We start from the raw sequence: 24,350 nt of genomic DNA, 5'->3' as shown, positions 1-24,350 counted from the left end.
AAGGAGGAGACAGATATGTTGGATAAAATAGGAATACCGAAGCGGCTTGCCTGGGGATTTTTAGGGGTTGTTTTGTTTATGATGGGAGATGGCCTTGAACAAGGCTGGCTCAGTCCTTTTTTGATCGAAAACGGGCTCACCGTTCAGCAGTCCGCTTCCATTTTTAGTATATATGGAATTGCGCTTGCCATAGCTTCCTGGTTTTCGGGTGTATGTCTCGAAGCATTTGGCGCAAAACGAACGATGTTTATGGGGCTGTTGTTTTATGTGATCGGTACAGCTGCTTTTATCGTATTTGGATTTGAACAGCTGAACCTGCCAGTGATGTATGTGACTTACTTCGTAAAAGGGTTAGGTTACCCGCTTTTTGCTTATTCTTTCTTGACATGGGTCATTTACAGAACACCGCAAAGCAAACTGAGCACTGCTGTCGGCTGGTTTTGGATTGCATATTGCCTCGGCATGTTTGTGTTCGGCGCTTGGTACTCAAGCTACGCGATCAAAGCGTTCGGTTATTTGAATACGCTTTGGAGCTCTATTTTCTGGGTATGTCTCGGTGCATTTTTTGCATTGTTTATCAATAAAGACCGTTTTGAAAAGAAGAAAAGAAAAAGATCAGAAACAGCCGAGGAGCTTTTAAAAGGGGTTACGATTCTAATTACAAATCCGCGCGTGCTTACAGGCGGAATCATCAGAATCATCAACAGCATTGGTACATATGGTTTTCCAGTCTTTTTGCCGATGCACATGGCCCAGCATGGAATTTCAACCAATGTGTGGCTGCAAATTTGGGGAACGATTTTTCTGGGGAACATTGTGTTTAACCTTATCTTTGGTATTGTCGGCGATAAATTCGGCTGGAAAAATACTGTTATTTGGTTCGGCGGAGTCGGCTGCGGCATTTTCACCCTCTTATTATACTACGCACCTGTTTTCTCCGGCGGAAGCTTAGCGGTTGTCAGCGTGATCGGCTTTATTTGGGGCGGTTTGCTGGCAGGCTATGTGCCTATTGGTGCAATTGTGCCGACGGTGGCAGGAAAAGATAAAGGGGCAGCCATGTCTGTATTGAATTTGGCTGCAGGTTTATCAGCGTTTGTCGGCCCCGCACTCGCTTGGCTGTTCATCGGTCTCGTCGGCGCGCAAGGCGTGGTCTGGATCTTTGCGGCCCTTTACCTTGCAAGTGCGGTCTTGACAAAATGTATTCATATACCTGAGGAAAAAGCAGTTAAGGAGGAAACATCTCCTCAATATGCATCTTAATTAGAAAGCGCCCTGTTTGAGGGCGTTTTTTATCTTTTTAAAGGAAAAGGGATGTGCGCACAGACCAAGAGAATGCCGTCATTCTCTTGGTTTTACAATAGAGTACACATTTGTATCATATGGTGTCCCATTTTGATACATGTACTGTCTTAAAACGCCTTCTTTTTGAAAACCCATTTTTAGAAGCAGACGATTTGATGCTTCATTAGCGGTAAATACAACTGCGCCAATACGCGTCAGTCCAAGGGCAGAAAATCCGTAAGATACGACCTTTGAAATGACTTCTGATGCAAATCCGTTTCGCCAATGCGCCGGGATGATTTCATAACCGATTTCCGCGCGCCTATGTTTTTGGGCCAGAGCGTGAAAGCCAATTGTTCCGATCAGTTCTTTAGTGTCCCGTCTTTCAATTCCCCACCGTATACCGCGTTTTTCTTGATAGAGGGCCGCAAACGTTTGAATCATTGAAATGGCCTGTTCTATAGATTCCATGTTTTCAAGCCCATAATAGCGTGTCACCTCATCGTTTGAGAAACAAGCAAAAATGGCTTCCGCATCCTGATCTGTGATTTGCCTAAGTATAAGCCGATCCGTTTCTAATATAGGAAACATTCAACCACTCCCCACGTTTGTGTTTTTGTTTATCATATCCCTTTTATTTCCTCTTTTCTATAGCGAAATCAACCAATGCAGCAAAGGAACGAATTTGTGTTTCTAGTTGCTCTTTGTTTTTGCTGAATTGTTTCAAACGATGGCCGTTCGCGCCTGATGGATGGGGAAAGCCGTTAAGGCAAATCAAATTCTGGAGGCTGTGCTGTCTGATCAATGTTTCACATACTGTTTCGGCCGCTTTTCCTAACGGAATGAGAAGAGCTGGTCCCGTCACATGGTTAAGCTCCGCAGGGAAGTGCCCAAAAGCATAAGTGCTTAGAATAGGAGAATGAGTGATAGCCGGTTTGTATCCGGTATAGTTTTTTTGCTGGATAAAGACAGGATATTTAATAACGGAAGTTGTATGGAGCATAAGCCGTAATTCTCCAAAAAGCTTTGCGGCGCTTTGAATGCCAAAAGCTTGCGGCAGCCCGCATAAATCCAGCATGGTGATAAGGTTATGTCTCATCGACCCGGAGAAACCCGCTGCTATTTTTGTATCTACCGCCATTTGCTCAAGAGTGCGGCCTTGCCGCAGACTTTCGACTGCTGTTTCGTACGCTGTTTTCATCTGGGAAAAACCCGGCGTGATCCCGGCAATCACAATCGTAGCAGTCCGATTGATATATTCATTATGAGGTGAATAGTAGATGTCAAGTTCATTTTCTTGATGGAGATGGAATGGAGAAATAAGTAAATCCGACTTTGTAAGTGAAGAGGGAAGAGAATGTAGTTTTTCTGCGAACTCCTTTAAGCAACTGTGGTTTACAATCATGCGAAAGCCTCCTCAAAAAATGATATCCCATTGTCCATTCTGATCGAAACAACGGGATATCATTCATCATGACCTGCTATTTAAATGGCCAGCCTGCCACACCTCTTTAACAGCTTTAGGAACTTCTTTTACTTCAGCTGCGGTCTGCTGAAACGCGGATTTTTTCATTTGGACATCCTGCTGCATCTTCTTTTGTTTTTGCGTCAGCAGCTCTGTTTCTGTTTTTAATCCTTCGATTTGTTTTTGCATAGCCTGCGTAACAGAGGAAAGCTCCTTTAGTGCAGGGTCCATTTTTTTCTTGTTTTGAATCACGGTAACTCCTAAGAAGATAATAGAAACTGCTAATACTGCAAGACTGATATAAACTATAATCATATGTTCACTCCTTTTCTTATGTCATTACCCTGTATCCGTTTTTTTAATCAGAAGAAATGATATTTACACAGTTCGTTTGATTTGCGTATTGGATGTATTGTACTTATAATGTGATATCGTACATATGTAAACAAAGAAAGGGTGCTTCAATTGCAAAATTTACAACATAAAACTGCACTAATCACAGGCGGAGGCAGAGGAATTGGCCGCGCTACTGCTTTGGCGCTTGCCAAAGAAGGCGTGAATATCGGGTTAATTGGCCGGACTTCCGCTAATGTAGAAAAAGTGGCTGAAGAAGTCAAAGCGCTTGGTGTAAAAGCTGCATTTGCTGCTGCAGATGTAAAAGATGCCGATCAGGTTAACCAAGCTGTAGCTCAAGTGAAGGAACAGCTCGGTGATATCGATATTCTCATTAATAATGCCGGCATCAGCAAATTTGGCGGTTTCTTAGATCTGTCAGCCGATGAGTGGGAAAATATTATTCAAGTCAACCTAATGGGTGTGTACCATGTGACTCGCGCGGTGCTTCCGGAAATGATCGAACGCAAAGCCGGAGACATCATTAATATTTCGTCTACAGCGGGTCAAAGAGGAGCTGCTGTAACAAGTGCTTACAGCGCTTCTAAATTTGCCGTTCTCGGGTTAACAGAGTCTCTTATGCAAGAAGTGAGAAAACATAATATCAGAGTCAGCGCGTTAACGCCGAGCACTGTTGCTAGTGATATGTCTATCGAATTGAACTTAACAGACGGTAATCCTGAAAAAGTGATGCAGCCTGAGGATCTTGCTGAGTACATGGTGGCACAATTGAAATTAGATCCTCGTATTTTCATCAAAACAGCGGGATTATGGTCAACAAATCCTTAAAAATGAAAACCTGTCTTTCGACAGGTTTTTTTAGTTGAAGAAATCCGTACCGGTAAAATGCGATATGTAAACCTGACAATCGTTTAAATTGAAGATAGCAGTGAATGCAGGCTATAATAGAACTAAGAAAACTATGTACCAAATGTTCAGTTGGAATTTATTTTTTCCGCTACACCTATAATCAGTAAACATAGAATGACTGGACTATCAGTCTTTAATATAAAGAAGGAAAACATTAAAAGAAAATTGAATATTTAGTACATAGTGTTGTCAGTGACAGAAGAAGGAGTGCATATGATGAAAGAAGAAAAAAGGAGTTCAACAGGCTTTTTAGTGAAACAGCGCGCATTTTTGAAGCTTTATATGATAACGATGACAGAGCAAGAGAGACTCTATGGGTTAAAGCTGCTTGAAGTACTTCGGTCTGAATTTAAAGAGATTGGTTTTAAACCAAATCATACAGAAGTATACCGGTCTTTGCATGAGCTTCTTGATGACGGGATACTAAAACAAATTAAAGTAAAAAAAGAAGGGGCTAAGCTCCAGGAAGTCGTCCTCTATCAATTTAAAGATTACGAAGCTGCCAAGCTGTATAAAAAACAGCTGAAGGTAGAGCTGGATCGCTGTAAAAAACTGATTGAAAAAGCTCTCTCAGATAATTTTTAATAGAAACAAACACCCGGCGCAGCAGTGTGAACCGGGTGTTTTCTGCTTTTCATTATACATATTTGTCGAAAAGAAACAATACAAATCAATAATGGCCTTCAAACTTGACATCATTTCCTCACGTGGTAACATTTTAAACGTGTGAAAATGCGAACAAAAAAGCGAACAAAGGAGATGTTACCGATCTTTGATCAAAAGAAAGTAGCCTTTATAGGAGCAGGATCTATGGCGGAAGGAATGATATCAGGTATCGTTCGTGCCAACAAAATCCCGAAACAAAACATCTGCGTTACAAACCGCAGCAATACAGAGCGATTAACTGAACTTGAACTTCAATATGGAATCAAAGGCGCCTTGCCGAACCAACTATGTATTGAAGACATGGATGTACTCATTTTGGCAATGAAGCCAAAAGACGCCGAAAACGCTCTGTCATCACTAAAATCACGTATTCAACCCCATCAATTAATATTGTCGGTCCTTGCCGGCATAACCACCTCTTTTATTGAACAATCATTGCTTAATGAACAGCCGGTTGTCAGAGTGATGCCCAACACTTCCAGTATGATTGGCGCTTCTGCAACAGCTATTGCCCTTGGCAAATATGTGTCGGAAGACCTGAAGAAGCTGGCCGAAGCATTGCTCGGATGCATGGGCGAAGTCTATACAATCCAAGAAAATCAAATGGATATATTCACCGGAATTGCAGGCAGCGGACCCGCGTATTTTTATTATTTAATGGAATTCATTGAAAAGACAGGCGAGGAAGCGGGCCTCGATAAACAGTTATCTCGAAGCATCGGCGCACAGACACTTTTAGGTGCCGCAAAAATGCTCATGGAAACAGGAGAACATCCTGAGATCTTAAGAGATAATATCACGTCACCGAACGGAACGACAGCAGCAGGGCTGCAAGCCTTGAAAAAGAGCGGCGGCGGAGAAGCGATTTCTCAAGCAATAAAGCATGCGGCTAAGCGTTCAAAGGAAATCAGCGAAGATATCGAAAAAACTGCAGCGCCGCTATCAGGAGTGATAAAGTGACGCCTGATACAAGCATGAAAAGAGTCGTTGTGAAGATTGGAAGCAGTTCATTAACAAGCCTTCATGGAGAAATCAGCATTCGAAAATTAGAAGCGTTGGTCGACCAGGTCGTCAAACTCAAAGACGCCGGTTATGAAGTGATTTTGGTTTCCTCAGGCGCAGTGGCGGCAGGATATCGGAAGCTCGGATTTATCCAAAGGCCCGAGAAGCTTCCAGAAAAACAAGCATCAGCTTCAATCGGCCAGGGATTGCTGATGGAGGCTTATTCAAAGCTGTTTTTGGCACACGGCTATGTCGCATCCCAAATTTTAATTACGAGAAGCGATTTTTCTGATGAATATCGATACAACAATGTCAGGAATACAATGAATGTACTGCTCGAGCGCGGCATTATCCCGATCATAAACGAGAATGACACAGTTACTGTCAATCGGCTCAAGTTTGGCGACAATGATACGCTCGCGGCAAAAGTCGCAGGTTTGATTGATGCAGATATGCTTGTGATTTTATCAGATATAGACGGATTATATGACGGCAATCCGCGCACAAATCCAGAAGCGAAAAGGATACAGCGGGTAAGTGAAATAACACCTGACATCGAAGCATGCGCAGGTGACACTGGAAGCATCGTTGGCACCGGCGGCATGCGTTCTAAGCTTGATGCGTTTAAAATCGTAATGGCGTCTGGCATTAAAGGTTTCCTAGGTCAGGCAGATGCCGGCGATATTTTATACCACGCCGTTCATGAACAGGCGGAAGGCACCTATTTTGAAGCAGAAGGAACGCTTCCGTTGAATCAAAAGGAGCAATGGATCGCTTTTAATTCCGGCCCGGAAGGTGAAATGTTTTTATCAGATGATTGTTCACGAAAAATAACAAACGGCCAATCGAGTTTATACCTGGACGGTGTACAGAAGATTAAAGGGAAATTCAAAAGCGGTTCAGTTGTTCGGCTGATGGATTCAAAAGGGACGGAAATCGGCCTTGGAATCGTCAATTACTCTTCTGTACAGCTTCAAGAACCGGAAAAGAAAAAGGAATTGACAAACAGAGCTCTAATTGATCAAGAAGCATTTGTTTGCCATGTGGATTTTTCTTTACCTGTAAATTAATTTGCAGAAAAAAACCCGAAGCTTCTATATAGAAGCTCGGGTTCATTTTTTTATTGATACTGCTCCAGCTTAGAGAAAAATTGAATGACAAACTCATAAAAATCATTCGCAGAAGGCGCAAGCTCTCTATTTTTCGGTTTAATGATTCCAACAGTCCGTTTTACTTGAGGGAACTCAATTGGAATTTTCACAGTAAAACGAGGTGTTGTTTCAGCAAAAGTACTTTCAGGCAGAAGGGTAACGCCCATTCCTGCGGACACTAACCCTTTGATAGCATCCAAATCCTCACCCTCCGTGGAAACGAGAGGAGCAAAGCCTGCTTGTTTGCAAGTATCAATTGCCATCTCTCTAAGTACAAATCCTTCCGGGAACAATACAAATTGGTCGTTGCGCAAATCGATTAAATGAACCGTTTTTTGTTTAGCAAGCGGATGATTTAATGGAACAAGCGCGTAAATTTTTTCAGTAAATAATATTTTTCCCGTTATGTCAGAGAAATTCGTCGGCACCGGCCCTAATAAGGCCAGATCAATATCGCGGTTTCTGACAGCTTCAATCAGAAACTTATAGGAGCCTTGGCGCAGCAAAAATTCGACGTGCGGATATTCTTCTTTAAACGCTGAAATGACAGTCGGCAAAAGCTGGCTGGCGAGGCTTGTAGGAAAGCCGATCTTTACCGTTCCGCGATGCGGGTCAAGATACTCATCAATTTGTTCTTTCGCATAATCAATGGCTTTCATCGCCGTTTTTACATGAATCAAAAATTCTTTTCCGATTGGCGTGAGTTTGATATTTCTCCCTTCACGCTCAAATAAGGTCACATTTAATTCTTCTTCAAGATTGGCAATTTGTCTGCTGATTGCTGATTGGGCCACATGCAAATGATCAGCGGCTTCTGAAACGTGTTCTCTTTCAGCCACCTCCATAAAATAACGCAGTTGGCGCAGCTCCATGTTTGTCTCACATCCATCTATCTCATTTTGAGATTCTTTTGATCTAAATTATATATTGTTTATATCGTTTTGAAAACCTACAATGATTATAGAGTTGTTAGATTTTATGACCGGTATTATCGGAAATTGATCGGGGGAGAGGAATTATGACGTACAATCAAATGCCAAAAGCTCAAGGTCTCTACCGTCCTGAATTTGAACATGATGCATGCGGAATCGGCCTATATGCACACTTAAAGGGCAAGCAGACTCACGACATTGTCAAACAAGGACTTAAGATGCTTTGCCAGCTAGACCATAGAGGAGGGCAAGGCAGTGATCCGGATACAGGAGACGGAGCCGGCTTACTGGTTCAAATCCCTGATGCTTTCTTTAGAAAAGAGTGCAAAGACATCAATCTGCCAGAAAAAGAACGTTACGGGGTAGGAATGGTCTTTTTCTCACAGAAAGAAGATGAAAGAAAAAAAATTGAAAAGCAAATCAATGCACTGATTGAACAAGAAGGCCAAGTCGTTCTTGGATGGAGAACTGTACCTGTAAATGTCGGAAAAATCGGAACAGTGGCGCAAAAAAGCTGTCCGTTTGTCCGTCAGGTATTTATCGGCGCAAGTTCTGATCTAAAGGACAATTTATCTTTTGAACGAAAATTGTATGTCATTCGTAAACAGGCTGAAAATTGGGGAGTAACGGAAGGTCTTGATTTTTATTTTGCCAGTCTTTCAAGCCAGACCATTGTTTACAAAGGCCTTTTAACACCTGAACAGGTTGATGCATTTTATTCTGATCTGCAAGACGAAGCATTCGTTTCTGCTTTTGCGCTCGTTCATTCACGCTTCAGTACCAACACATTCCCTACATGGGAAAGAGCGCATCCTAACCGCTATTTGGTTCACAATGGTGAAATTAACACCCTTCGCGGAAATATCAACTGGATGAGAGCACGTGAGCAGCAATTTGTTTCTGAAAGCTTCGGTGAGGACTTAAACAAGATTTTGCCGATTCTCAATGCTGATGGCAGTGACTCTTCCATTTTGGATAACGCATTTGAGTTTTTTGTGATGGCTGGACGCAAACCGGCACATACGGCAATGATGCTCATTCCAGAGCCTTGGACGGAAAATACGCATATGTCCAAGGAAAAAAGGGCGTTCTACGAGTACCATAGCTCCCTGATGGAGCCTTGGGACGGACCGACAGCTATTTCATTTACTGACGGTAAACAAATCGGGGCGATCCTTGATCGGAATGGTCTCCGTCCGGCCCGTTATTATGTCACAAAAGATGATTATATTATTTTCTCATCTGAAGTAGGCGTTATTGAAGTTGAACAGGAGAACGTTTTATATAAAAACCGCCTTGAGCCTGGGAAAATGCTTTTAATCGACTTGGAAGAAGGCCGTATTATCTCCGATGAAGAAGTCAAAACACAAATTGCAACTGAGTATCCGTACCAAAAATGGCTTGAAGAAGAGCTCGTACAAGTGAATCCTGATCCGGAGTCAAGAGAAGAAGAACAATTTAGTGATCTTCTTACTCGCCAGAAGGCATTCGGATACACATATGAAGATATCCAAAAGTATCTAATTCCTGTTATTAAAGAAGGCAAAGATCCCCTTGGTTCAATGGGGAATGACGCGCCGCTTGCTGTACTTTCTGACCGAGCGCAATCACTGTTTAACTACTTTAAACAGCTGTTTGCACAAGTAACGAACCCGCCAATCGACGCGATTCGTGAGCAGCTTGTCACTTCAACGATGACTTGGCTCGGTGCGGAAGGCGATCTTCTTCATCCGAGTGAACGAAATGTTCGCCGGATTAAACTGTATACACCTGTTTTATCTAATGAACAGTTCTACGCATTGAAAACGATTGTTCATCCTGATTTAAAAAGCCAAAAAATTGATGTGCTGTTTTCAGAGGATCTTGAACGCGGATTAAAGGACATGTTCACACAGGCAGAGAAAGCCATCAGCCAAGGCGTAAGTTTGTTAATTTTATCAGACAAAAAGATGAACGAACGACTGACACCAATTCCGCCGCTTCTGGCAGTAAGCGCGCTGCACCAGCACTTAATCCGCAAAGGGCTGCGTACGAAGGTCAGCATTATTGTGGAATCGGGAGAAGCACGTGAAGTGCATCACTTTGCAGCGTTAATCGGTTATGGCGCAGATGCGATTAACCCTTATCTCGCTTATGCGACCTACAAGCAGGAAATTGATGAAGGCCGTTTGGATATCAGCTATGAAGAAGCGGTCAGCAAATATGGAAAAAGCATTACTGAGGGCGTCGTAAAAGTGATGTCCAAGATGGGAATTTCAACTGTGCAAAGCTACAGAGGCGCCCAAATCTTTGAGGCGGTAGGAATCAGCCGCGATGTGATCGACCGCTATTTCACAGGTACTGCATCACAGCTCGGCGGCATCGATTTACAAACAATTGCAGAAGAGGCACAGCGCCGCCACCGGGAAGCGTATCAGGATGATTACAGCAAAACGCTTGAACCGGGAAGTGACTTCCAATGGAGAAATGGCGGAGAGCATCATGCGTTTAATCCGAAAACGATTCATACTTTGCAATGGGCGTGCCGCAGAAATGATTACAATCTGTTTAAACAGTATACAAAAGCGGCTGATGAAGAACGCATCGGATTTTTGCGGAACTTGTTCGCATTTGACGGAAACCGCAAGCCTTTGAAGTTGGAGGAGGTTGAATCCGCTGAATCGATTGTCAAACGTTTTAAAACGGGTGCGATGTCATTCGGGTCCTTGAGTAAGGAAGCGCACGAAGCTTTAGCAATCGCAATGAACCGTCTTGGAGGAAAAAGCAACAGCGGTGAAGGCGGAGAAGATCCCAAACGCTTTGTTCCAGATGAGAACGGCGATGATAGAAGAAGTGCGATCAAACAAATTGCATCCGGACGGTTTGGTGTCAAAAGCCATTACCTCGTCAATGCTGATGAGCTGCAGATTAAAATGGCTCAAGGTGCTAAGCCGGGTGAAGGCGGGCAGCTTCCTGGCAACAAGGTATATCCATGGGTTGCCGATGTCCGCGGGTCAACGCCAGGTGTCGGATTAATCTCACCTCCGCCACACCATGACATTTATTCGATTGAGGATTTAGCCCAGCTGATCCACGATTTGAAAAATGCCAACCGTGACGCAAGAATCAGCGTAAAGCTGGTGTCAAAAGCAGGTGTAGGAACAATCGCTGCAGGTGTTGCCAAAGCGACTGCAGATGTCATTGTGATCAGCGGCTATGACGGAGGTACAGGCGCTTCTCCGAAAACCAGTATTAAACATACAGGGCTTCCGTGGGAGCTTGGCCTTGCAGAAGCACATCAAACACTAATGCTGAACGGACTTCGTGACCGTGTTGTATTAGAAACAGACGGAAAGCTCATGACGGGCCGCGACGTTGTGATGGCTGCCTTGCTCGGCGCCGAAGAATTTGGTTTCGCAACGGCTCCGTTAGTTGTACTCGGCTGTGTCATGATGCGTGCCTGCCATTTGGATACATGCCCTGTCGGTGTAGCGACACAAAACCCAGAGCTTCGCAAAAAGTTCATGGGAGATCCTGACCATATTGTGAACTATATGCTGTTCATTGCTGAAGAGGTTCGTGAGTACATGGCTGCGTTAGGCTTCAAGACATTTGATGAAATGATCGGCCGCACTGATGTACTTCATGTAAGTGAACGGGCGAAGGGGCACTGGAAAGCAAGCCAGCTTGATTTGTCTACACTTCTTTATCAGCCTGAAGGGGTGCGGACGTTCCGATCGCCGCAAAATCATAAAATTGATCAATCACTTGATATTACAGCGATTCTCCCGGCCGTACAAGAAGCCATCGAGTCTGGAAAAGAAGCGGAAGTTTCTATCGAAATCAACAATACAAACCGTGTAGCCGGAACGATAACCGGCAGTGAAATCTCAAAGTACTACGGAGAAGAAGGGCTTCCTGAAGATACAATCAAGCTGCACTTTACCGGATCAGCCGGCCAAAGCTTTGGAGCTTTCGTTCCTAAAGGGATGACGCTTTATTTGGACGGAGACTCAAATGATTACGTCGGAAAAGGGCTTTCTGGCGGAAAAATCATCGTCAAGTCACCAGAAGGATTCAACTCTGCTTCGGATGACAATGTCATTATCGGCAACGTGGCTTTTTACGGTGCGACAAGCGGAGAAGCATATATTAACGGACGTGCTGGTGAACGCTTTGCCGTTCGAAACAGCGGTGTGAACGTAGTTGTAGAAGGTATTGGCGACCACGGCTGTGAATACATGACTGGCGGCAGCGTTGTCGTTCTCGGTGATGTAGGCAAAAACTTTGCGGCAGGTATGTCCGGCGGAATCGCTTATGTACTGGCCGAAGATGTCAAAGCGTTTAAACGCAAATGCAACCTTGAGATGATTTTATTTGAATCATTAGAGGATGAGAAAGAAATCCAGCAAATCAAAGCAATGCTTGAAAGACATACTGCGTATACAAACAGCCAAAAAGCAGAAGATCTGCTTGATCAATGGGAAGACAGTGTGAAAAAATTCGTCAAAGTCATTCCGAAAAACTATAAACAAATGCTCGCAAGCATCCAAGAGCAAAAAGCTGCAGGTTTATCAGATGAAGAAGCCATCATGTTCGCTTTTGAGGCCAACACGAAGCCAAAGCAGAATACAGCAGCATCGGGACAAAAACAAGCGGTAGTACAGTAAGGAAGGGGAGAGGAACATGGGGAAACCAACTGGATTTATGGAGATCAAACGAGAAAAACCTGCGGAGCGGGACCCTCTCACTCGCTTAAAGGATTGGAAAGAATATTCTGCTCCTTTTTCAGAAGAAGCATCGAAACGGCAAGGGGCGCGGTGCATGGATTGCGGTACACCGTTTTGCCAGATCGGTGCTGACATTAACGGATTTACATCCGGCTGTCCGATTTACAACTTAATTCCTGAATGGAATGATCTTGTCTACCGGGGCAGATGGAAGGAAGCATTGGAACGTCTGTTGAAAACAAACAACTTTCCTGAATTCACAGGGCGGGTATGCCCTGCTCCTTGTGAAGGATCATGCACTTTAGCGATTTCAGATCCGGCCGTATCAATTAAAAACATCGAGCGGACCATTATCGATAAAGGATTTGAGAACGGCTGGATTCAACCTAGAATTCCAAAAAAACGAACAGGCAAAAAAGTGGCCATCGTCGGGTCAGGTCCAGCCGGACTGGCGAGTGCTGACCAGCTGAATCAAGCGGGACATTCCGTCACTGTTTTTGAACGAGCAGACAGAGCGGGCGGCCTTTTAACATACGGCATTCCAAACATGAAGCTTGAGAAGGGCATTGTAGAACGCCGAATTAAATTGCTGACACAAGAAGGAATTGATTTTGTCACGAACACAGAAATCGGTGTTGACATTACAGCTGATGAACTAAAGGAGCAATTTGATGCTGTGATCCTATGCACAGGCGCTCAAAAACAGCGGGACCTCTTAATTGAAGGACGCGACTCAAAAGGAGTCCATTACGCGATGGACTACCTGACACTTGCAACAAAAAGCTATTTAGATTCTAATTTTAAAGACAAGCAATTCATTGATGCCAAAGGGAAAGATGTCATCGTAATCGGAGGCGGAGATACAGGAGCTGACTGTGTGGCTACTGCTCTGCGTCAAAAAGCCAAAAGCGTGCACCAATTCGGCAAACACCCGAAACTTCCGCCAGCCCGCACGAATGACAATATGTGGCCTGAACAGCCACACGTCTTTACGCTTGAATATGCATACGAGGAAGCAGAAGCAAAATTCGGAAGAGATCCGAGAGAATACTCCATTCAAACGACAAAAATGGTCGCGGATAAAAACGGAAAGCTAAAAGAACTTCATACCATCCAAATGGAAAAAGTGAAAAATGAGCATGGAAAATACGAGTTCCGCGAGCTGCCTGGAACGGAAAAAGTATGGCCTGCTCAGCTTGTCTTTATCGCTATCGGCTTTGAAGGCACAGAACAGCCGCTGTTGAAACAGTTCGGTGTTGATTCAGTAAATAACAAAATCAGTGCAGCATATGGGGATTATCAAACAAATATCGATGGTGTATTCGCCGCAGGGGATGCAAGAAGAGGCCAAAGCTTAATCGTATGGGCGATTAATGAAGGCCGTGAAGTGGCGCGTGAAGTGGATCGATATTTGATGGGGAGTTCAGTTCTTCCGTAAATAAAGGGGATTATCATATAAGAGAAACCGGTCTGGCTGCCAGGCCGGTTTCTTTTTTTATTCCATTACGATCCCGATGTTTCCAAACTGTCTGCCTTCCTGCATTCTTTTATATGCTTCACATGCTTTTTCTAAAGGATATATCCGGTCAATTACAGGCCGAAGCTTATGTTTGTCAATGAAAGCGAGCATAGCTTGAAATTCCTCACCGCTTCCCATCGAGGTTCCCAAAACATTGACCTGAGGAAAGAATAGAGAACGCACCGGAAAACTGAGATTATCCCCTGAGCTTGCCCCAAAGCTGACAATGCGGCCATTTGATTTTACATGGCGGAAGTATTCCGAAAAGAGGGCAGGTCCTATGCTGTCAAGAACAACATCTATCTTTTTTCCCTGCAACTGCTCATCCCAATTGCTGTAGCTGTCAAATGCGTAATCAGCACCTAATTGCAGCGCCCTTTTTCTTTTCTCCTCACTGCGGGAGGTCACGCTTACTGTTGCCCCAATCGCTTTAGCCATCAATAAAGCGTAGGTTGCAACCCCGCTTCCGATGCCGGGTATCAATAGTTGCTCGCCTTTTTTTAATTGCCCCTTTGTAAACAAGGCCCGATATGCAGTTAAAGCGGATAAAGGTAAAACGCCCGCTTCTTCCCAAGATAAATAAGCAGGTTTTTTGATTGCATTTTGTGAAGGAATGATCACATATTCAGCAAGTGTTCCGTCTGAAGGACCTCCCAGAATCTCAGGTACAGGTGGAACATTCTCTGTCAAATCCCAGTTCAATGTCGGGAAAATGACTACTTCTGTCTGAACAGTAGCATTTTTCACGCCTTCACCAATCTCTTCAATGATACCCGCGCCGTCAGAACCGAGGATCACGTGAGGATCTTGTTCAGATTTGTTTTTCATAAGAAACAAGTCACGATGATTCAGACCCGCAGATTTTAATCTAACCTTTACCTCTCCGTATCCAGGCTTTGTTGATGGAACGTCCTGAACTGATAACCCCAGAAGACCGGCTTTTCCGTTGTGAATTACAGCTTTCATGCTGTCTGCCTCCTCATTGAATTGTATTTTCATATCTTTACATATTTTACATAGCGGTTTTCTTCGAGTAAAATGAACAAATATGATAGCTAATATCACTTTTCATCATAGCAAGCAGGTGAGAGCGCGTGGAAAGCGGAGATTTAAAGATTTTTCAGGCTGTTGCCCGCGAAGGAAGCATAACGAAAGCAGCCCAAATGCTGAATTATGTTCAGTCGAATGTGACAGCCAGAGTGCATAAGCTTGAGGAAGATTTGAATATCAGGCTTTTTCATCGAACGAATCGGGGGATGAAGCTGACTGCTGCAGGAGAAAATCTTTTACAATATGCAGATCAAGTATTATCGCTGTTAGACAAAGCTGAAAAATCGACCCGAATGAGCAGGCAACCAAAAGGGCCTTTGCGGATCGGATCACTGGAAACGACGGCGGTAACGCATCTGCCTGAGCATGCAGCATCCTTCCTCAGGCGTTTTCCTGAAGTGGATTTATCAGTGAACACAGCTGATACGCATCATTTGATTCAACAGGTTCTTGATCATAAAGTTGATGGCGCTTTTGTATATGGGCCGGTTGAACACGCTGCAGTTAGACAACTCCATGTTTCCCATGATGAATTAGTTTTGATTTCATCACGAGAAGGGACGGCAGAAGACATGCTTCAGCAGCCGATGCTCCTTTTTGGGGCTGGCTGTTCTCATCGTGACAGGGTCAAAAGATTACTAGAGGAAGCAGGCATACACAATCAAAAAATCATAGAGTTTGGCACATTGGAGGCAATTATAAAAGGTGTTTCCGCCGGGATGGGTACGGCGCTGCTCCCAAAGTCCGCTGTTGACTGCTCCGAGCATCGTACAAATGTGTGGATTCATCAACTGCCACCAGCATATCAAGACTTAGAGATCGTCTTTATATACAGGAAAGACTTTTTTATTACGAGTGCGTTTCAGACATTTCTTGATGAGATAAACGAAATGAAAAGATGAAGATAGACGGGCATTAGCAGAATAAAGACGTTTGTCAAAGAAGCAGTCATCATTCTGTCATTTTGGATTGCAATCAGGGATACAGAGCATCAGCAATGCCCGTTGTTATTAAAGATCTGCATAAAAAACTGTACTCATTTGAAGCGAGTACAGTTTTTTCTTTTTATTTGCGTTTTAAATTAATGCCGATCGCTGCGCCATTTCTGCTTGAATCAGCTACGCCTTTAAAGGTGCCGTTTTCATGGTCGATCGATATGCTTTGTACGTTTCCGATTTCCACCGGACTTGTGCCGAATTTGTGGCCCATGCCGTTTAGCTTGCTGAGGACATCTTTAGGAACTCCGTCCTCGTAACGGTAAGAGCTCATGCTGTTTGTGTAAATTCTCGGCTCTTCAACAGCTGCTTTTAATTCCATACCATATTCAATGTGGTAGAGAATGGTTTGCAAAACGGATGAAATAATCGTGGCCCCGCCAGGAGATCCAACAGTGAGGACAGGCTTGTCATCCTTAAATAAAATCGTCGGGGTCATGCTGCTTAAAGGCCGTTTGTTTGGCTGTACTTCGTTAGCTCCGCCTGGTATCGCATCAAAATCCGTTAATTCATTGTTTAGGATGACTCCGTAATCAGGGACCATAATACCCGTTCCGAACAGCTGTTCGATTGTTGTTGTATAGGAAACAACATTTCCCCAACGGTCAGCAACTGTAAAGTGGGTTGTTTGGCCTTCTACTTTGTCTTTCGGCTGTTCAACTTGTTTATAGTTTGCTGATCCTTCTTGGTATTTCCAAGGGTCACCGGCTTTCGGTTTTTTATTCACTTGATCTAGGTTGATTAATTGCTGGCGTTCTTTAATATAATCGGGGTGAAGCAGGCCTTTGAGAGGAACATTTACAAATTCGGGATCACCTGCGTAAGACGCACGGTCGGCATATGACAAATGCATCGTTTCAGCAAGCAGCTGATATTTTTCCCATGAGCGGACATCGTATTGTGAAAGGTTAAAATCATCAAGGATTTTCAGCATTTGCAATAAGAAAATACCGCCGGAGCTTGGAGGAGGAGTAGTAGCGATTTGATAGCCTTGATAGTCTCCCCAAATCGGTTCATCAATTGTAATGTCGTAATTTTCTAAATCTTTTTTTGTCATTGATCCGCCGAAATCCTGGACAGTGTCAGAAAGCGCCTTGGCGAATTTTCCTTTATAAAAAGCGTCAGTGCCTTTGGAGCGAATAAGCTTAAATGTTTTAGCCAAATCCTTTTGAATAAGGGTATCTCCTTCTTTAAGCGGTTCGCCATTTGGCAAAAATACATCTTTTGCGGCAGTCCGTGAAAGTTTTTCCTGATAATCAGAAATGGCATCTGCCAACACTGAATCAATCGGAAAGCCTTTGTCAGCGAGTTTAATAGAAGGGGTAATTAATTGCTTCATTGAACGGGTTCCCCATTTATCCAAGGCTTCTTCCAACCCTTTCAGCGTGCCTGGAACACCAACGGCAGTACCTTTTGTCACACGTTCAGAGAAGGGAATTGCTTTGCCGTTTTCATCCAAAAACATGTCAGGGGTTGCGCCTGCTGGAGCACGCTCACGGCTGTCGATTATCGTTGTATCCTTCGTTTTTCCGTCATACACCATCATAAAACCGCCGCCGCCAATACCTGACATCATCGGCTCTGTTACATTGAGTGCAAATTGAATGGCAACCGCTGCGTCAATAGCATTTCCTCCTTTTTTCAGCACATCAGCACCGATTTCAGAAGCAAGAGGATGTGCGGTCGCAACCATGCCGTCTTTTCCAACATCTACTTGTTTGTACTCATCGTAGCTTTTGGGCGGTTTTTTAGCTTCCGCGTGAAAAGGGACACTTCCAGCGACTAACAGAACACTAAGCAGAGCTGTTAAACAGACGTTCCACGTTCTTTTCATGTTCTCCCTCCTATATGAAGCTGTATTGTTACAATCTTAGCGTAAAAAAATTACAGCGTTTTCACAAGTGACAAATGGTATATTATATAGTACATAAAGCCGTTTTTCTGTGCAAAATTGATTATATTGATATGAGCCATGTGCTATATTAGAATCAGCATACGGATTAAGAAGGGACTGCTATATGTATTTAACGATTGAAGAAACAGCAGAATATACAAATCTTTCAGAGGATTATATTAAAAGCTTGGTGCTCGAAGGGAAAATCAGAGCCGTTCATGACGGGGAGCAATTTTTGATTTATAAGGAGCAGTTCAAAACACATCTCGAACAGCTGGAGAATTACAAAGCACAGGTGCAGGAAATATTAAATGAACCAATCCCGGAAGATATTGATGTAAAGGATGAAGATTAGGACACAATTTGAAATTGTGTCTTTTTTTGTATGTTTTTTGCGGAAGCTCCAGAAAATTAGGAGCGTCAGATTTCGTTTTAAGAGTTTTTTTGATGATTAGTAGGGGGATAAGTATCCAAGAGGTTAAAAGCTTTATAAGAGGCTTTAAAGCTTATTTTATAGGGTGAAGGTTTGAGGAAGCTTTTTTAAAAGCTTATGTAACACTATGTATATTATGTTACATAAATGCCGCCGCACTTTGACATTCAACGTTTTTCAGATATAATAGTAACATAGATCTCAAAACGTTACATAATGGTTTTTAAGGAGTTTTTTGATGCATATTGTACAGCCGATTCGCAGTCTAGAGAAAATCCAAGAAGTCAAACAGTATTTGCTTAACAAAAACAAGCGGGATTATTTTCTGTTTATTTTCGGCATCAACAGCGCGCTCCGCATTTCTGATATTCTGCCGCTGCAAGTGAAGGACGTTCAAAATAAAGATCATTTATGGGCGACTGAAAGCAAAACGAAAAAGAAAAGAAAGATTCTTATTTTAGAATCGCTGAAACAGGAAATATACGAGTATACGAAAGACATGAAGGAAAACGAATATCTTTTTAAATCAGTGCGGACCAGGAAGCCGATTTCCCGCATTCAGGCCTACAGAATTTTAAGAGAGGCCGCTGCGGCGTGCGGACTTGAGGAGATAGGGACGCATACACTCCGGAAAACGTTTGGCTATCATTTTTATCAGCGAACGAAAGACATCGCCGAGCTGCAGAGAATACTAAATCATTCATCACCATCAATTACAATGCGGTATATCGGTATTGATGAAGATACGACAAGAGCCGCATATAAGGTTTTTGGAGGGCTTTAATACAAATCGCTTGAAAATATTGATCATCAGAGCTACTATGTAAATACCAAAAGCTCTAGTAGCACAGCGGATAGTGCAGCAGTTTCCTAAACTGCAGGTCGGGAGTTCGAATCTCTCCTAGAGCGTTATATTCACCAAAAGACAACAGGCACTTTTTGCCTGTTGTCTTTCTTTATGCAAACCAAATAAAAAACGCCCGCTTATCCCGGGCGTTTTTCTTATATAACTGCGTCAAATTGATTGACTTTCCATTTTTTATTTTCTTTCACGAATGTCACTTTCCGTTTTGCAGAAGGGGATCCGTCTAAAGTAGGGACGGTAAATTCGTATGTGATTGTGCCGCCTTTTTTAGAGACCAGTTTAGCAGTTGATTTTTTCCAATTCAAAAGATTGTCTCCGTCACCGATTGGAACAGCAAGTTTTCCTTTTGAAACAGTGAAATGATAATCTTTAAAGCCTTTTTCGATTGCTGTTTTTGTAAAAATAGGAGTTAAGTAATTCACCGCTTTTGCTTTAGTGCCTAGATCACTGCACATGTATACATATTGAAGATTTTGATACTCGAATGTGCCTGATGGGCAAACTGCTTTTTTCACCTTCGGATTGTGGCCGCTCATGGTGTTCCAAAAATGTTCTCTAGCGGATAATGCCAACTGTAATGCTTGTTTTTGTGATAAATCGCCTGATGTATTTTTCGCAAATGCATTTGTGCTTAATGACAGAATAAGTGCAATGGTTGTTAGAAATAGAAGACATTTTTTCATTATCGCTCTCTCCTTCAAAATCTCTTTCTCTTATGTTACAAATGTTACAATAATTACGGGTAGATTACAATACTTTTGCATAAATTATTTTTTATTCTTTTACTCACAAAAAATACGCCATTACTTGCTAGTTTATTCTTCATAAGCTAAAAAGATGTGTAAAATTAGAAGAATCGGGAAGGGTTTCATATGTGCAGTGATGAATAATAACATGTTACATATCCTGTTTTTGTCAAAAAATGAGGGCATGTTTAAAAACGATTTCAAATAAAGGAGTCCTTTAATATGGAAACATCACAAGAACCTCTTGTAACTCAAAAGAAAAGCAAACCATCAGTTTGGCGGTCGATGTCACTCTTTTTGGTGCCGCTTCTGCTGAGCAATGTGCTGCAATCAGTCGGTCAGCTAGTCGGGATGATGGCTGTAGGCAGATGGCTCGGTGTTGATGCAGTGGCAGCTGTATCATCCTTTTTCCCGTTATTTTTTCTTTTAATCTCATTTACGATTGGGATCGGTTCAGGAAGTTCGATTCTGATCGGACAAGCTTACGGAGCGAAAAATGAGGAACGGCTAAAGGCTGTTGTCGGGACGACGCTCACGTTTACATTTTTATTAGGCGTTGTGTTAGCCGTTATCGGCAGTATTTTCACCCTGGATATCCTTCGTTTAATGGGAACACCTGAAAATGTCATTCATGTCAGCGCTAACTATGCACGTATTTTATTTTATGCTATGCCGTTTATGTTTTTATATTTTGCATATACTACCTTTTTGCGCGGAACAGGAGATTCCAAGACACCGTTTTATACGCTGATTGTGAGCACGGTCATCAACATCGCGCTTTTGCCTGTTTTAATCCTTGGCATGTTTGGTTTTCCGAAACTGGGCATATACGGCTCGGCATATGCAACTGTCATTTCCACGATTGCGACTTTTCTCGTGTTAATGGTGTATTTACGAAAACGAAAACACCCGCTGCAATTTGATAAAACAGTGCGTCGTTATTTGAAAATGGATAAGGAACTGCTGGTTCTCCTGCTGCGTCTTGGGGTCCCAGCAAGCATCAATATGATTCTTGTCTCATTATCAGAAATAGCGGTTATTTCATTCGTCAATCATTACGGCTCTAATGCAACAGCTGCATACGGAGTGGTCAACCAGGTGGCCAGCTATGTACAGATGCCGGCCGTCAGCCTTGGTATTGCGGTTTCTATTTTCGCTGCGCAATCGATCGGGGCAAACGAGTTTGACCGCTTAAAGCAGGTCATTCGCGTGGGGATTTGGCTGAATTATATCATTGGCGGCGTACTGATTATTCTGATCTATGTTTTTTCACATCAGATTTTATCGTTATTTTTAACCGAGCAAGAGACGCTTTACATTGCGCACCGTCTTTTAATGATTACATTGTGGAGCTATTTGCTGTTTGGAAATGCCCAAATTATTTCTGCAACGATGCGGGCAAGCGGAACGGTTTTATGGCCGACCGTCATCAGTATTTTTGCAATCTGGGGAGTAGAGGTGCCTGTCGCTTTCGTCCTTTCTCACTATACAAAGCTTGAAATACTCGGCGTCTGGGTTGGTTATCCAGCTGCGTTTGCCGTCAGCTTGCTGTTGATTTATGGGTATTATCAATTCGTCTGGAAAAAGAAACAAATCACACGTCTCATCCAATAGCCTCCGAATCACACCGTTCATAAGTTTGAACGGTGTTTTTTTATTTGATAGGGGAAAATATAAAATGGAGGAAATATGGTACAGTACATTGAATTCTTATACTAGCAATGAATCAAGGAGAGGTTGAGTAAACATGGCAAACTTTATTGAGAAAATCACGTATTTGGGAACGCCGGCCATCAAAGCGGGCAACGAACATCTAGAAATGATTGTTGTCCCTGAGTGGGGGAGCAACGTCATTTCTCTCGTGGACAAAACAACAAAAGTCCAGCTTTTGCGTGAACCGGAAACAGCAGAAAGTTTTCACGACACACCAACATTGTATGGCATTCCAATCCTGTTCCCGCCTAACCGCATAAGTGACGGTACATTCAGTTTCCGGGGCAGAACGTATCATTTTGATATCAACGAGAAGGATAAACACAACCATCTTCATGGGTTTCTTTACCATGAAAAGTGGAACGTAGTGACCGCGAAGAAAACTGATGAAGAAGTGATTGTTGAAACAGAAATTGATCTTTCTGAGCTCCCCCATGTGTATAAGCAATTTCCTCACCATGCCGTCGTTCGGATGACATACACGGTAAAAGGGAATACTCTGTTTAAACATGCGACGGTCATGAACAAAGGAAAGGAAGCGTTTCCTTGGGGAATTGGTTATCATACTACATTTGTGTTTCCGGCAGAAAGCTCGTTATTCTCCCTGACAGCAGATCAGCAATGGGAGTTGGATGAACGCCTGCTGCCGACCGGGAAACTGATGGATGTACCGAATAAAGAAGCTTTGCATGAAGGAATGGATTTGCGCCACAAGCAGCTGGATGATGTCTTTTTATCTTCTTATCAGAAGAGGGGCGGAGAAAACCAGGCAGTCATTTATCATCAGCATGCACATATCAGCATTATTTATAAGGCAGATGAACAGTTTAAACATTGGGTTGTATACAATGCGGACGGAAAACAAGGGTATTTATGCCCTGAACCTTACACATGGGTGACAAACGCAGTGAATCTTGATTTACCTTCGTCACTCACTGGTTTACAAGTGCTGGAGCCGGGAGAAGAAACGACAGCTAAAAGCAGTATCACCATTGAACTGAATCATCAATAGCCAATGATGAAGCGCAGAGAGGCGGGGAAATTAATGAAAAAAAGCATAAAGCTTTATGTTGCTGTTTTACTGCTTTTCGTCGTTGCTTCGGTGCCTTATATGCATCAGGATGCGCTTGCCGCTGAAAAACAAGATGCACTTTCCGAGCAGATCGATAAGATTTTAGCTGATCATCCTGCCCTCGAAGGCGCAATGGCCGGCATCACCGTTCGCTCTGCGGAAACAGGTGCTGTTCTATATGAACATTCAGGAGACACCCGAATGAGACCTGCCTCTTCTCTAAAGCTCTTGACAGCGGCCGCGGCACTTTCTGTCCTTGGCGAGAACTATTCTTTTACAACCGAGGTCCGGACGGATGGCACACTGAAAGGGAAAAAGCTGAATGGTAACCTTTATTTGAAAGGGAAAGGTGATCCGACACTTTTACCATCTGATTTTGACAAAATGGCTGAGAAATTGAAACATTCCGGCGTAAAAGTAATTAAAGGCAATCTGATCGGTGATGATACGTGGTATGATGACATGCGATTATCACCTGATATGCCTTGGAGCGATGAATACACATATTATGGCGCGCCAATCTCCGCTCTAACAGCGTCTCCAAATGAAGACTATGATGCAGGCACTGTGATTGTTGAGGTCACCCCAAATCAAAAAGAAGGGGAAGAGCCTGCCGTGTCTATCTCTCCGAAAACCGATTATATAACGATAAAGAACGGTGCTGAAACGACTGCTGCCGGTTCAGAGAAAGACCTCACAATCGAAAGAGAGCATGGAACAAACACGATTACAATTGAAGGGAGCGTACCGGTTGACGCAAACAAGACAAAGGAATGGATTTCTGTCTGGGAGCCTGCCGGATATGCCTTAGATTTATTTAAGCAGTCACTAAAAAAACAAGGTATTACTGTGAAAGGGGACATCAAGACGGGTGAAGCACCTAGTTCTTCAGATGTGCTGCTCTCTCATCGCTCAATGCCTTTATCGAAACTTTTTGTGCCGTTCATGAAATTAAGTAATAACGGACATGCCGAAGTGCTCGTAAAAGAGATGGGGAAAGTGAAAAAAGGAGAAGGGAGCTGGGAAAAGGGGCTCGAAGTGTTAAACAGTACGCTTCCGGAATTTGGTGTTGATTCTAAATCACTCGTCTTAAGGGACGGATCAGGAATCTCACATATTGATGCTGTATCCTCAGATCAACTTTCACAGCTGTTATATGACATTCAGGATCAGAGTTGGTTCTCGGCTTATCTAAATTCTTTACCTGTTGCGGGCAATCCTGACAGAATGGTGGGCGGAACGCTGAGAAACCGCATGAAAGACACTCCTGCACAAGGAAAAGTAAGAGCAAAAACCGGATCGCTCAGTACGGTAAGCTCTCTATCTGGGTACGCAGAAACAAAGAGCGGAAAAAAACTTGTTTTCTCTATTCTTCTAAATGGATTGATTGATGAAGAGGATGGAAAAGATATTGAGGATCAAATCGCTGTCATTTTGGCAAATCAATAATAGCGGCAGACCTGTTTTCCAAGAGAAAACAGGTTTTTTTATGTCTGTAATAACGCTTTGTCGAACCTTCCAACAATTAGAAGAATGATGAACAAAAGAAAATTAGTTCGATTAAAAAGTAGTGTATAAGACCTTATGTAAAACA

At 43.1% G+C, this 24,350-nt stretch carries 20 protein-coding genes and 1 tRNA gene; 14 read left to right on the top strand and 7 right to left on the bottom strand.

What is annotated here, in order from left to right; translation table 11 throughout:
- Positions 1-15: 15 nt before the first annotated feature.
- A complete protein-coding gene (locus AC0OMA_RS10245) occupies positions 16-1,260 on the top strand; it encodes an MFS transporter (protein ID WP_015383810.1) in 1,245 nt (414 codons plus the stop codon).
- A 78-nt stretch (positions 1,261-1,338) separates the two neighbouring features.
- Here AC0OMA_RS10245 and AC0OMA_RS10240 read toward each other — a convergent pair whose 3' ends face one another.
- The 3 genes from AC0OMA_RS10240 to AC0OMA_RS10230 form a co-directional block, all read right to left on the bottom strand.
- Positions 1,339-1,872 (bottom strand): GNAT family N-acetyltransferase, encoded by a 534-nt coding sequence (locus tag AC0OMA_RS10240; protein ID WP_015483304.1) that lies wholly within the window; start codon positions 1,870-1,872, stop codon positions 1,339-1,341.
- Between the two features lie 43 nt (positions 1,873-1,915).
- Entirely contained in the window at positions 1,916-2,686 is a 771-nt protein-coding gene (locus AC0OMA_RS10235) for a hypothetical protein (protein WP_015383808.1), read from the bottom strand.
- 66 nt (positions 2,687-2,752) lie between these two features.
- Entirely contained in the window at positions 2,753-3,061 is a 309-nt protein-coding gene (locus tag AC0OMA_RS10230) for a DUF948 domain-containing protein (protein WP_015483303.1), read from the bottom strand.
- A 150-nt stretch (positions 3,062-3,211) separates the two neighbouring features.
- On the opposite strand from AC0OMA_RS10230, the gene AC0OMA_RS10225 reads away from it, so the two are divergent.
- The 4 genes from AC0OMA_RS10225 (at position 3,212) to proB (ending at position 6,747) form a co-directional block, all read left to right on the top strand.
- Positions 3,212-3,928: a 3-ketoacyl-ACP reductase gene (locus AC0OMA_RS10225; RefSeq protein WP_015483302.1), complete on the top strand. Its 717-nt coding sequence runs from the start codon at positions 3,212-3,214 to the stop codon at positions 3,926-3,928.
- A 297-nt stretch (positions 3,929-4,225) separates the two neighbouring features.
- Positions 4,226-4,594 (top strand): replication termination protein, encoded by a 369-nt coding sequence (gene rtp / locus AC0OMA_RS10220; RefSeq protein WP_003220337.1) that lies wholly within the window; start codon positions 4,226-4,228, stop codon positions 4,592-4,594.
- A 147-nt stretch (positions 4,595-4,741) separates the two neighbouring features.
- Positions 4,742-5,635: a pyrroline-5-carboxylate reductase gene (gene proC, locus AC0OMA_RS10215; protein ID WP_010886524.1), complete on the top strand. Its 894-nt coding sequence runs from the start codon at positions 4,742-4,744 to the stop codon at positions 5,633-5,635.
- The gene (gene proB, locus AC0OMA_RS10210) at positions 5,632-6,747 is read left to right on the top strand and encodes a glutamate 5-kinase (RefSeq protein WP_015383806.1); all 1,116 of its coding nucleotides are present in this window, start codon (positions 5,632-5,634) and stop codon (positions 6,745-6,747) included. The genes proC and proB overlap by 4 nt, the downstream gene beginning before the upstream one ends.
- A gap of 50 nt (positions 6,748-6,797) precedes the next feature.
- On the opposite strand, the gene gltC is transcribed toward proB, so the two are convergent.
- Positions 6,798-7,700 (bottom strand): glutamate biosynthesis transcriptional regulator GltC, encoded by a 903-nt coding sequence (gltC, locus tag AC0OMA_RS10205; protein WP_004399246.1) that lies wholly within the window; start codon positions 7,698-7,700, stop codon positions 6,798-6,800.
- Positions 7,701-7,846: 146 nt separating this feature from the next.
- Between gltC and gltB the strand changes: the two genes are divergently transcribed.
- On the top strand, positions 7,847-12,409 hold the full coding sequence (gltB, locus tag AC0OMA_RS10200) for a glutamate synthase large subunit (protein WP_474222096.1): 4,563 nt from the start codon (positions 7,847-7,849) through the stop codon (positions 12,407-12,409).
- 16 nt (positions 12,410-12,425) lie between these two features.
- The gene (gene gltD / locus AC0OMA_RS10195; RefSeq protein ID WP_014476983.1) at positions 12,426-13,907 is read left to right on the top strand and encodes a glutamate synthase small subunit; all 1,482 of its coding nucleotides are present in this window, start codon (positions 12,426-12,428) and stop codon (positions 13,905-13,907) included.
- A 57-nt stretch (positions 13,908-13,964) separates the two neighbouring features.
- On the opposite strand, the gene AC0OMA_RS10190 is transcribed toward gltD, so the two are convergent.
- A complete protein-coding gene (locus AC0OMA_RS10190; protein ID WP_047182699.1) occupies positions 13,965-14,954 on the bottom strand; it encodes a zinc-binding dehydrogenase in 990 nt (329 codons plus the stop codon).
- A 128-nt stretch (positions 14,955-15,082) separates the two neighbouring features.
- On the opposite strand from AC0OMA_RS10190, the gene yofA reads away from it, so the two are divergent.
- Positions 15,083-15,940 carry a LysR family transcriptional regulator YofA gene (yofA, locus tag AC0OMA_RS10185; RefSeq protein ID WP_047182698.1) on the top strand — a complete coding sequence of 286 codons (858 nt, stop codon included), beginning with the start codon at positions 15,083-15,085 and terminating at the stop codon, positions 15,938-15,940.
- Between the two features lie 163 nt (positions 15,941-16,103).
- On the opposite strand, the gene ggt is transcribed toward yofA, so the two are convergent.
- Positions 16,104-17,867, bottom strand: a complete 1,764-nt coding sequence (gene ggt / locus AC0OMA_RS10180) for a gamma-glutamyltransferase (RefSeq protein ID WP_322839638.1) — start codon at positions 17,865-17,867, stop codon at positions 16,104-16,106.
- A gap of 184 nt (positions 17,868-18,051) precedes the next feature.
- Between ggt and AC0OMA_RS10175 the strand changes: the two genes are divergently transcribed.
- From AC0OMA_RS10175 to AC0OMA_RS10165, 3 genes are all read left to right on the top strand, one after another.
- The gene (locus AC0OMA_RS10175) at positions 18,052-18,282 is read left to right on the top strand and encodes an excisionase family DNA-binding protein (protein WP_015383799.1); all 231 of its coding nucleotides are present in this window, start codon (positions 18,052-18,054) and stop codon (positions 18,280-18,282) included.
- 316 nt (positions 18,283-18,598) lie between these two features.
- Positions 18,599-19,144, top strand: coding sequence for a site-specific integrase (locus tag AC0OMA_RS10170; RefSeq protein ID WP_003231473.1), 546 nt, complete (start codon positions 18,599-18,601; stop codon positions 19,142-19,144).
- A gap of 52 nt (positions 19,145-19,196) precedes the next feature.
- Positions 19,197-19,269 (top strand) — tRNA-Arg (locus AC0OMA_RS10165).
- Positions 19,270-19,362: 93 nt separating this feature from the next.
- Here AC0OMA_RS10165 and iseA read toward each other — a convergent pair.
- Complete coding sequence (gene iseA, locus AC0OMA_RS10160) at positions 19,363-19,908, bottom strand: DL-endopeptidase inhibitor IseA (protein WP_014479968.1); 546 nt, start codon at positions 19,906-19,908, stop codon at positions 19,363-19,365.
- Positions 19,909-20,193: 285 nt separating this feature from the next.
- On the opposite strand from iseA, the gene AC0OMA_RS10155 reads away from it, so the two are divergent.
- From AC0OMA_RS10155 to dacB, 3 genes are all read left to right on the top strand, one after another.
- Positions 20,194-21,585, top strand: a complete 1,392-nt coding sequence (locus tag AC0OMA_RS10155) for an MATE family efflux transporter (RefSeq protein WP_004399508.1) — start codon at positions 20,194-20,196, stop codon at positions 21,583-21,585.
- 133 nt (positions 21,586-21,718) lie between these two features.
- On the top strand, positions 21,719-22,696 hold the full coding sequence (galM, locus tag AC0OMA_RS10150; protein ID WP_047182695.1) for an aldose 1-epimerase: 978 nt from the start codon (positions 21,719-21,721) through the stop codon (positions 22,694-22,696).
- 33 nt (positions 22,697-22,729) lie between these two features.
- Positions 22,730-24,205, top strand: coding sequence for a D-alanyl-D-alanine carboxypeptidase/D-alanyl-D-alanine endopeptidase (gene dacB / locus AC0OMA_RS10145; RefSeq protein WP_474222093.1), 1,476 nt, complete (start codon positions 22,730-22,732; stop codon positions 24,203-24,205).
- Positions 24,206-24,350: the final 145 nt, after the last annotated feature.

It is taken from the genome of Bacillus sp. AMCV2 (assembly GCF_056033925.1).
This window is presented reverse-complemented; position numbering and strand designations above follow the sequence as displayed.

Coding starts and splice junctions, on each gene's coding strand:
- iseA (WP_014479968.1), bottom strand. CDS start 19,908: ATGAAAAAATGTCTTCTATTTCTAACAACCATTGCACTTATTCTGTCA.
- AC0OMA_RS10235 (WP_015383808.1), bottom strand. CDS start 2,686: ATGATTGTAAACCACAGTTGCTTAAAGGAGTTCGCAGAAAAACTACAT.
- AC0OMA_RS10245 (WP_015383810.1), top strand. CDS start 16: ATGTTGGATAAAATAGGAATACCGAAGCGGCTTGCCTGGGGATTTTTA.
- gltB (WP_474222096.1), top strand. CDS start 7,847: ATGACGTACAATCAAATGCCAAAAGCTCAAGGTCTCTACCGTCCTGAA.
- AC0OMA_RS10170 (WP_003231473.1), top strand. CDS start 18,599: ATGCATATTGTACAGCCGATTCGCAGTCTAGAGAAAATCCAAGAAGTC.
- galM (WP_047182695.1), top strand. CDS start 21,719: ATGGCAAACTTTATTGAGAAAATCACGTATTTGGGAACGCCGGCCATC.
- AC0OMA_RS10175 (WP_015383799.1), top strand. CDS start 18,052: ATGTATTTAACGATTGAAGAAACAGCAGAATATACAAATCTTTCAGAG.
- gltC (WP_004399246.1), bottom strand. CDS start 7,700: ATGGAGCTGCGCCAACTGCGTTATTTTATGGAGGTGGCTGAAAGAGAA.
- dacB (WP_474222093.1), top strand. CDS start 22,730: ATGAAAAAAAGCATAAAGCTTTATGTTGCTGTTTTACTGCTTTTCGTC.
- proC (WP_010886524.1), top strand. CDS start 4,742: ATGCGAACAAAAAAGCGAACAAAGGAGATGTTACCGATCTTTGATCAA.
- gltD (WP_014476983.1), top strand. CDS start 12,426: ATGGGGAAACCAACTGGATTTATGGAGATCAAACGAGAAAAACCTGCG.
- AC0OMA_RS10240 (WP_015483304.1), bottom strand. CDS start 1,872: ATGTTTCCTATATTAGAAACGGATCGGCTTATACTTAGGCAAATCACA.
- rtp (WP_003220337.1), top strand. CDS start 4,226: ATGAAAGAAGAAAAAAGGAGTTCAACAGGCTTTTTAGTGAAACAGCGC.
- AC0OMA_RS10190 (WP_047182699.1), bottom strand. CDS start 14,954: ATGAAAGCTGTAATTCACAACGGAAAAGCCGGTCTTCTGGGGTTATCA.
- AC0OMA_RS10155 (WP_004399508.1), top strand. CDS start 20,194: ATGGAAACATCACAAGAACCTCTTGTAACTCAAAAGAAAAGCAAACCA.
- AC0OMA_RS10230 (WP_015483303.1), bottom strand. CDS start 3,061: ATGATTATAGTTTATATCAGTCTTGCAGTATTAGCAGTTTCTATTATC.
- ggt (WP_322839638.1), bottom strand. CDS start 17,867: ATGAAAAGAACGTGGAACGTCTGTTTAACAGCTCTGCTTAGTGTTCTG.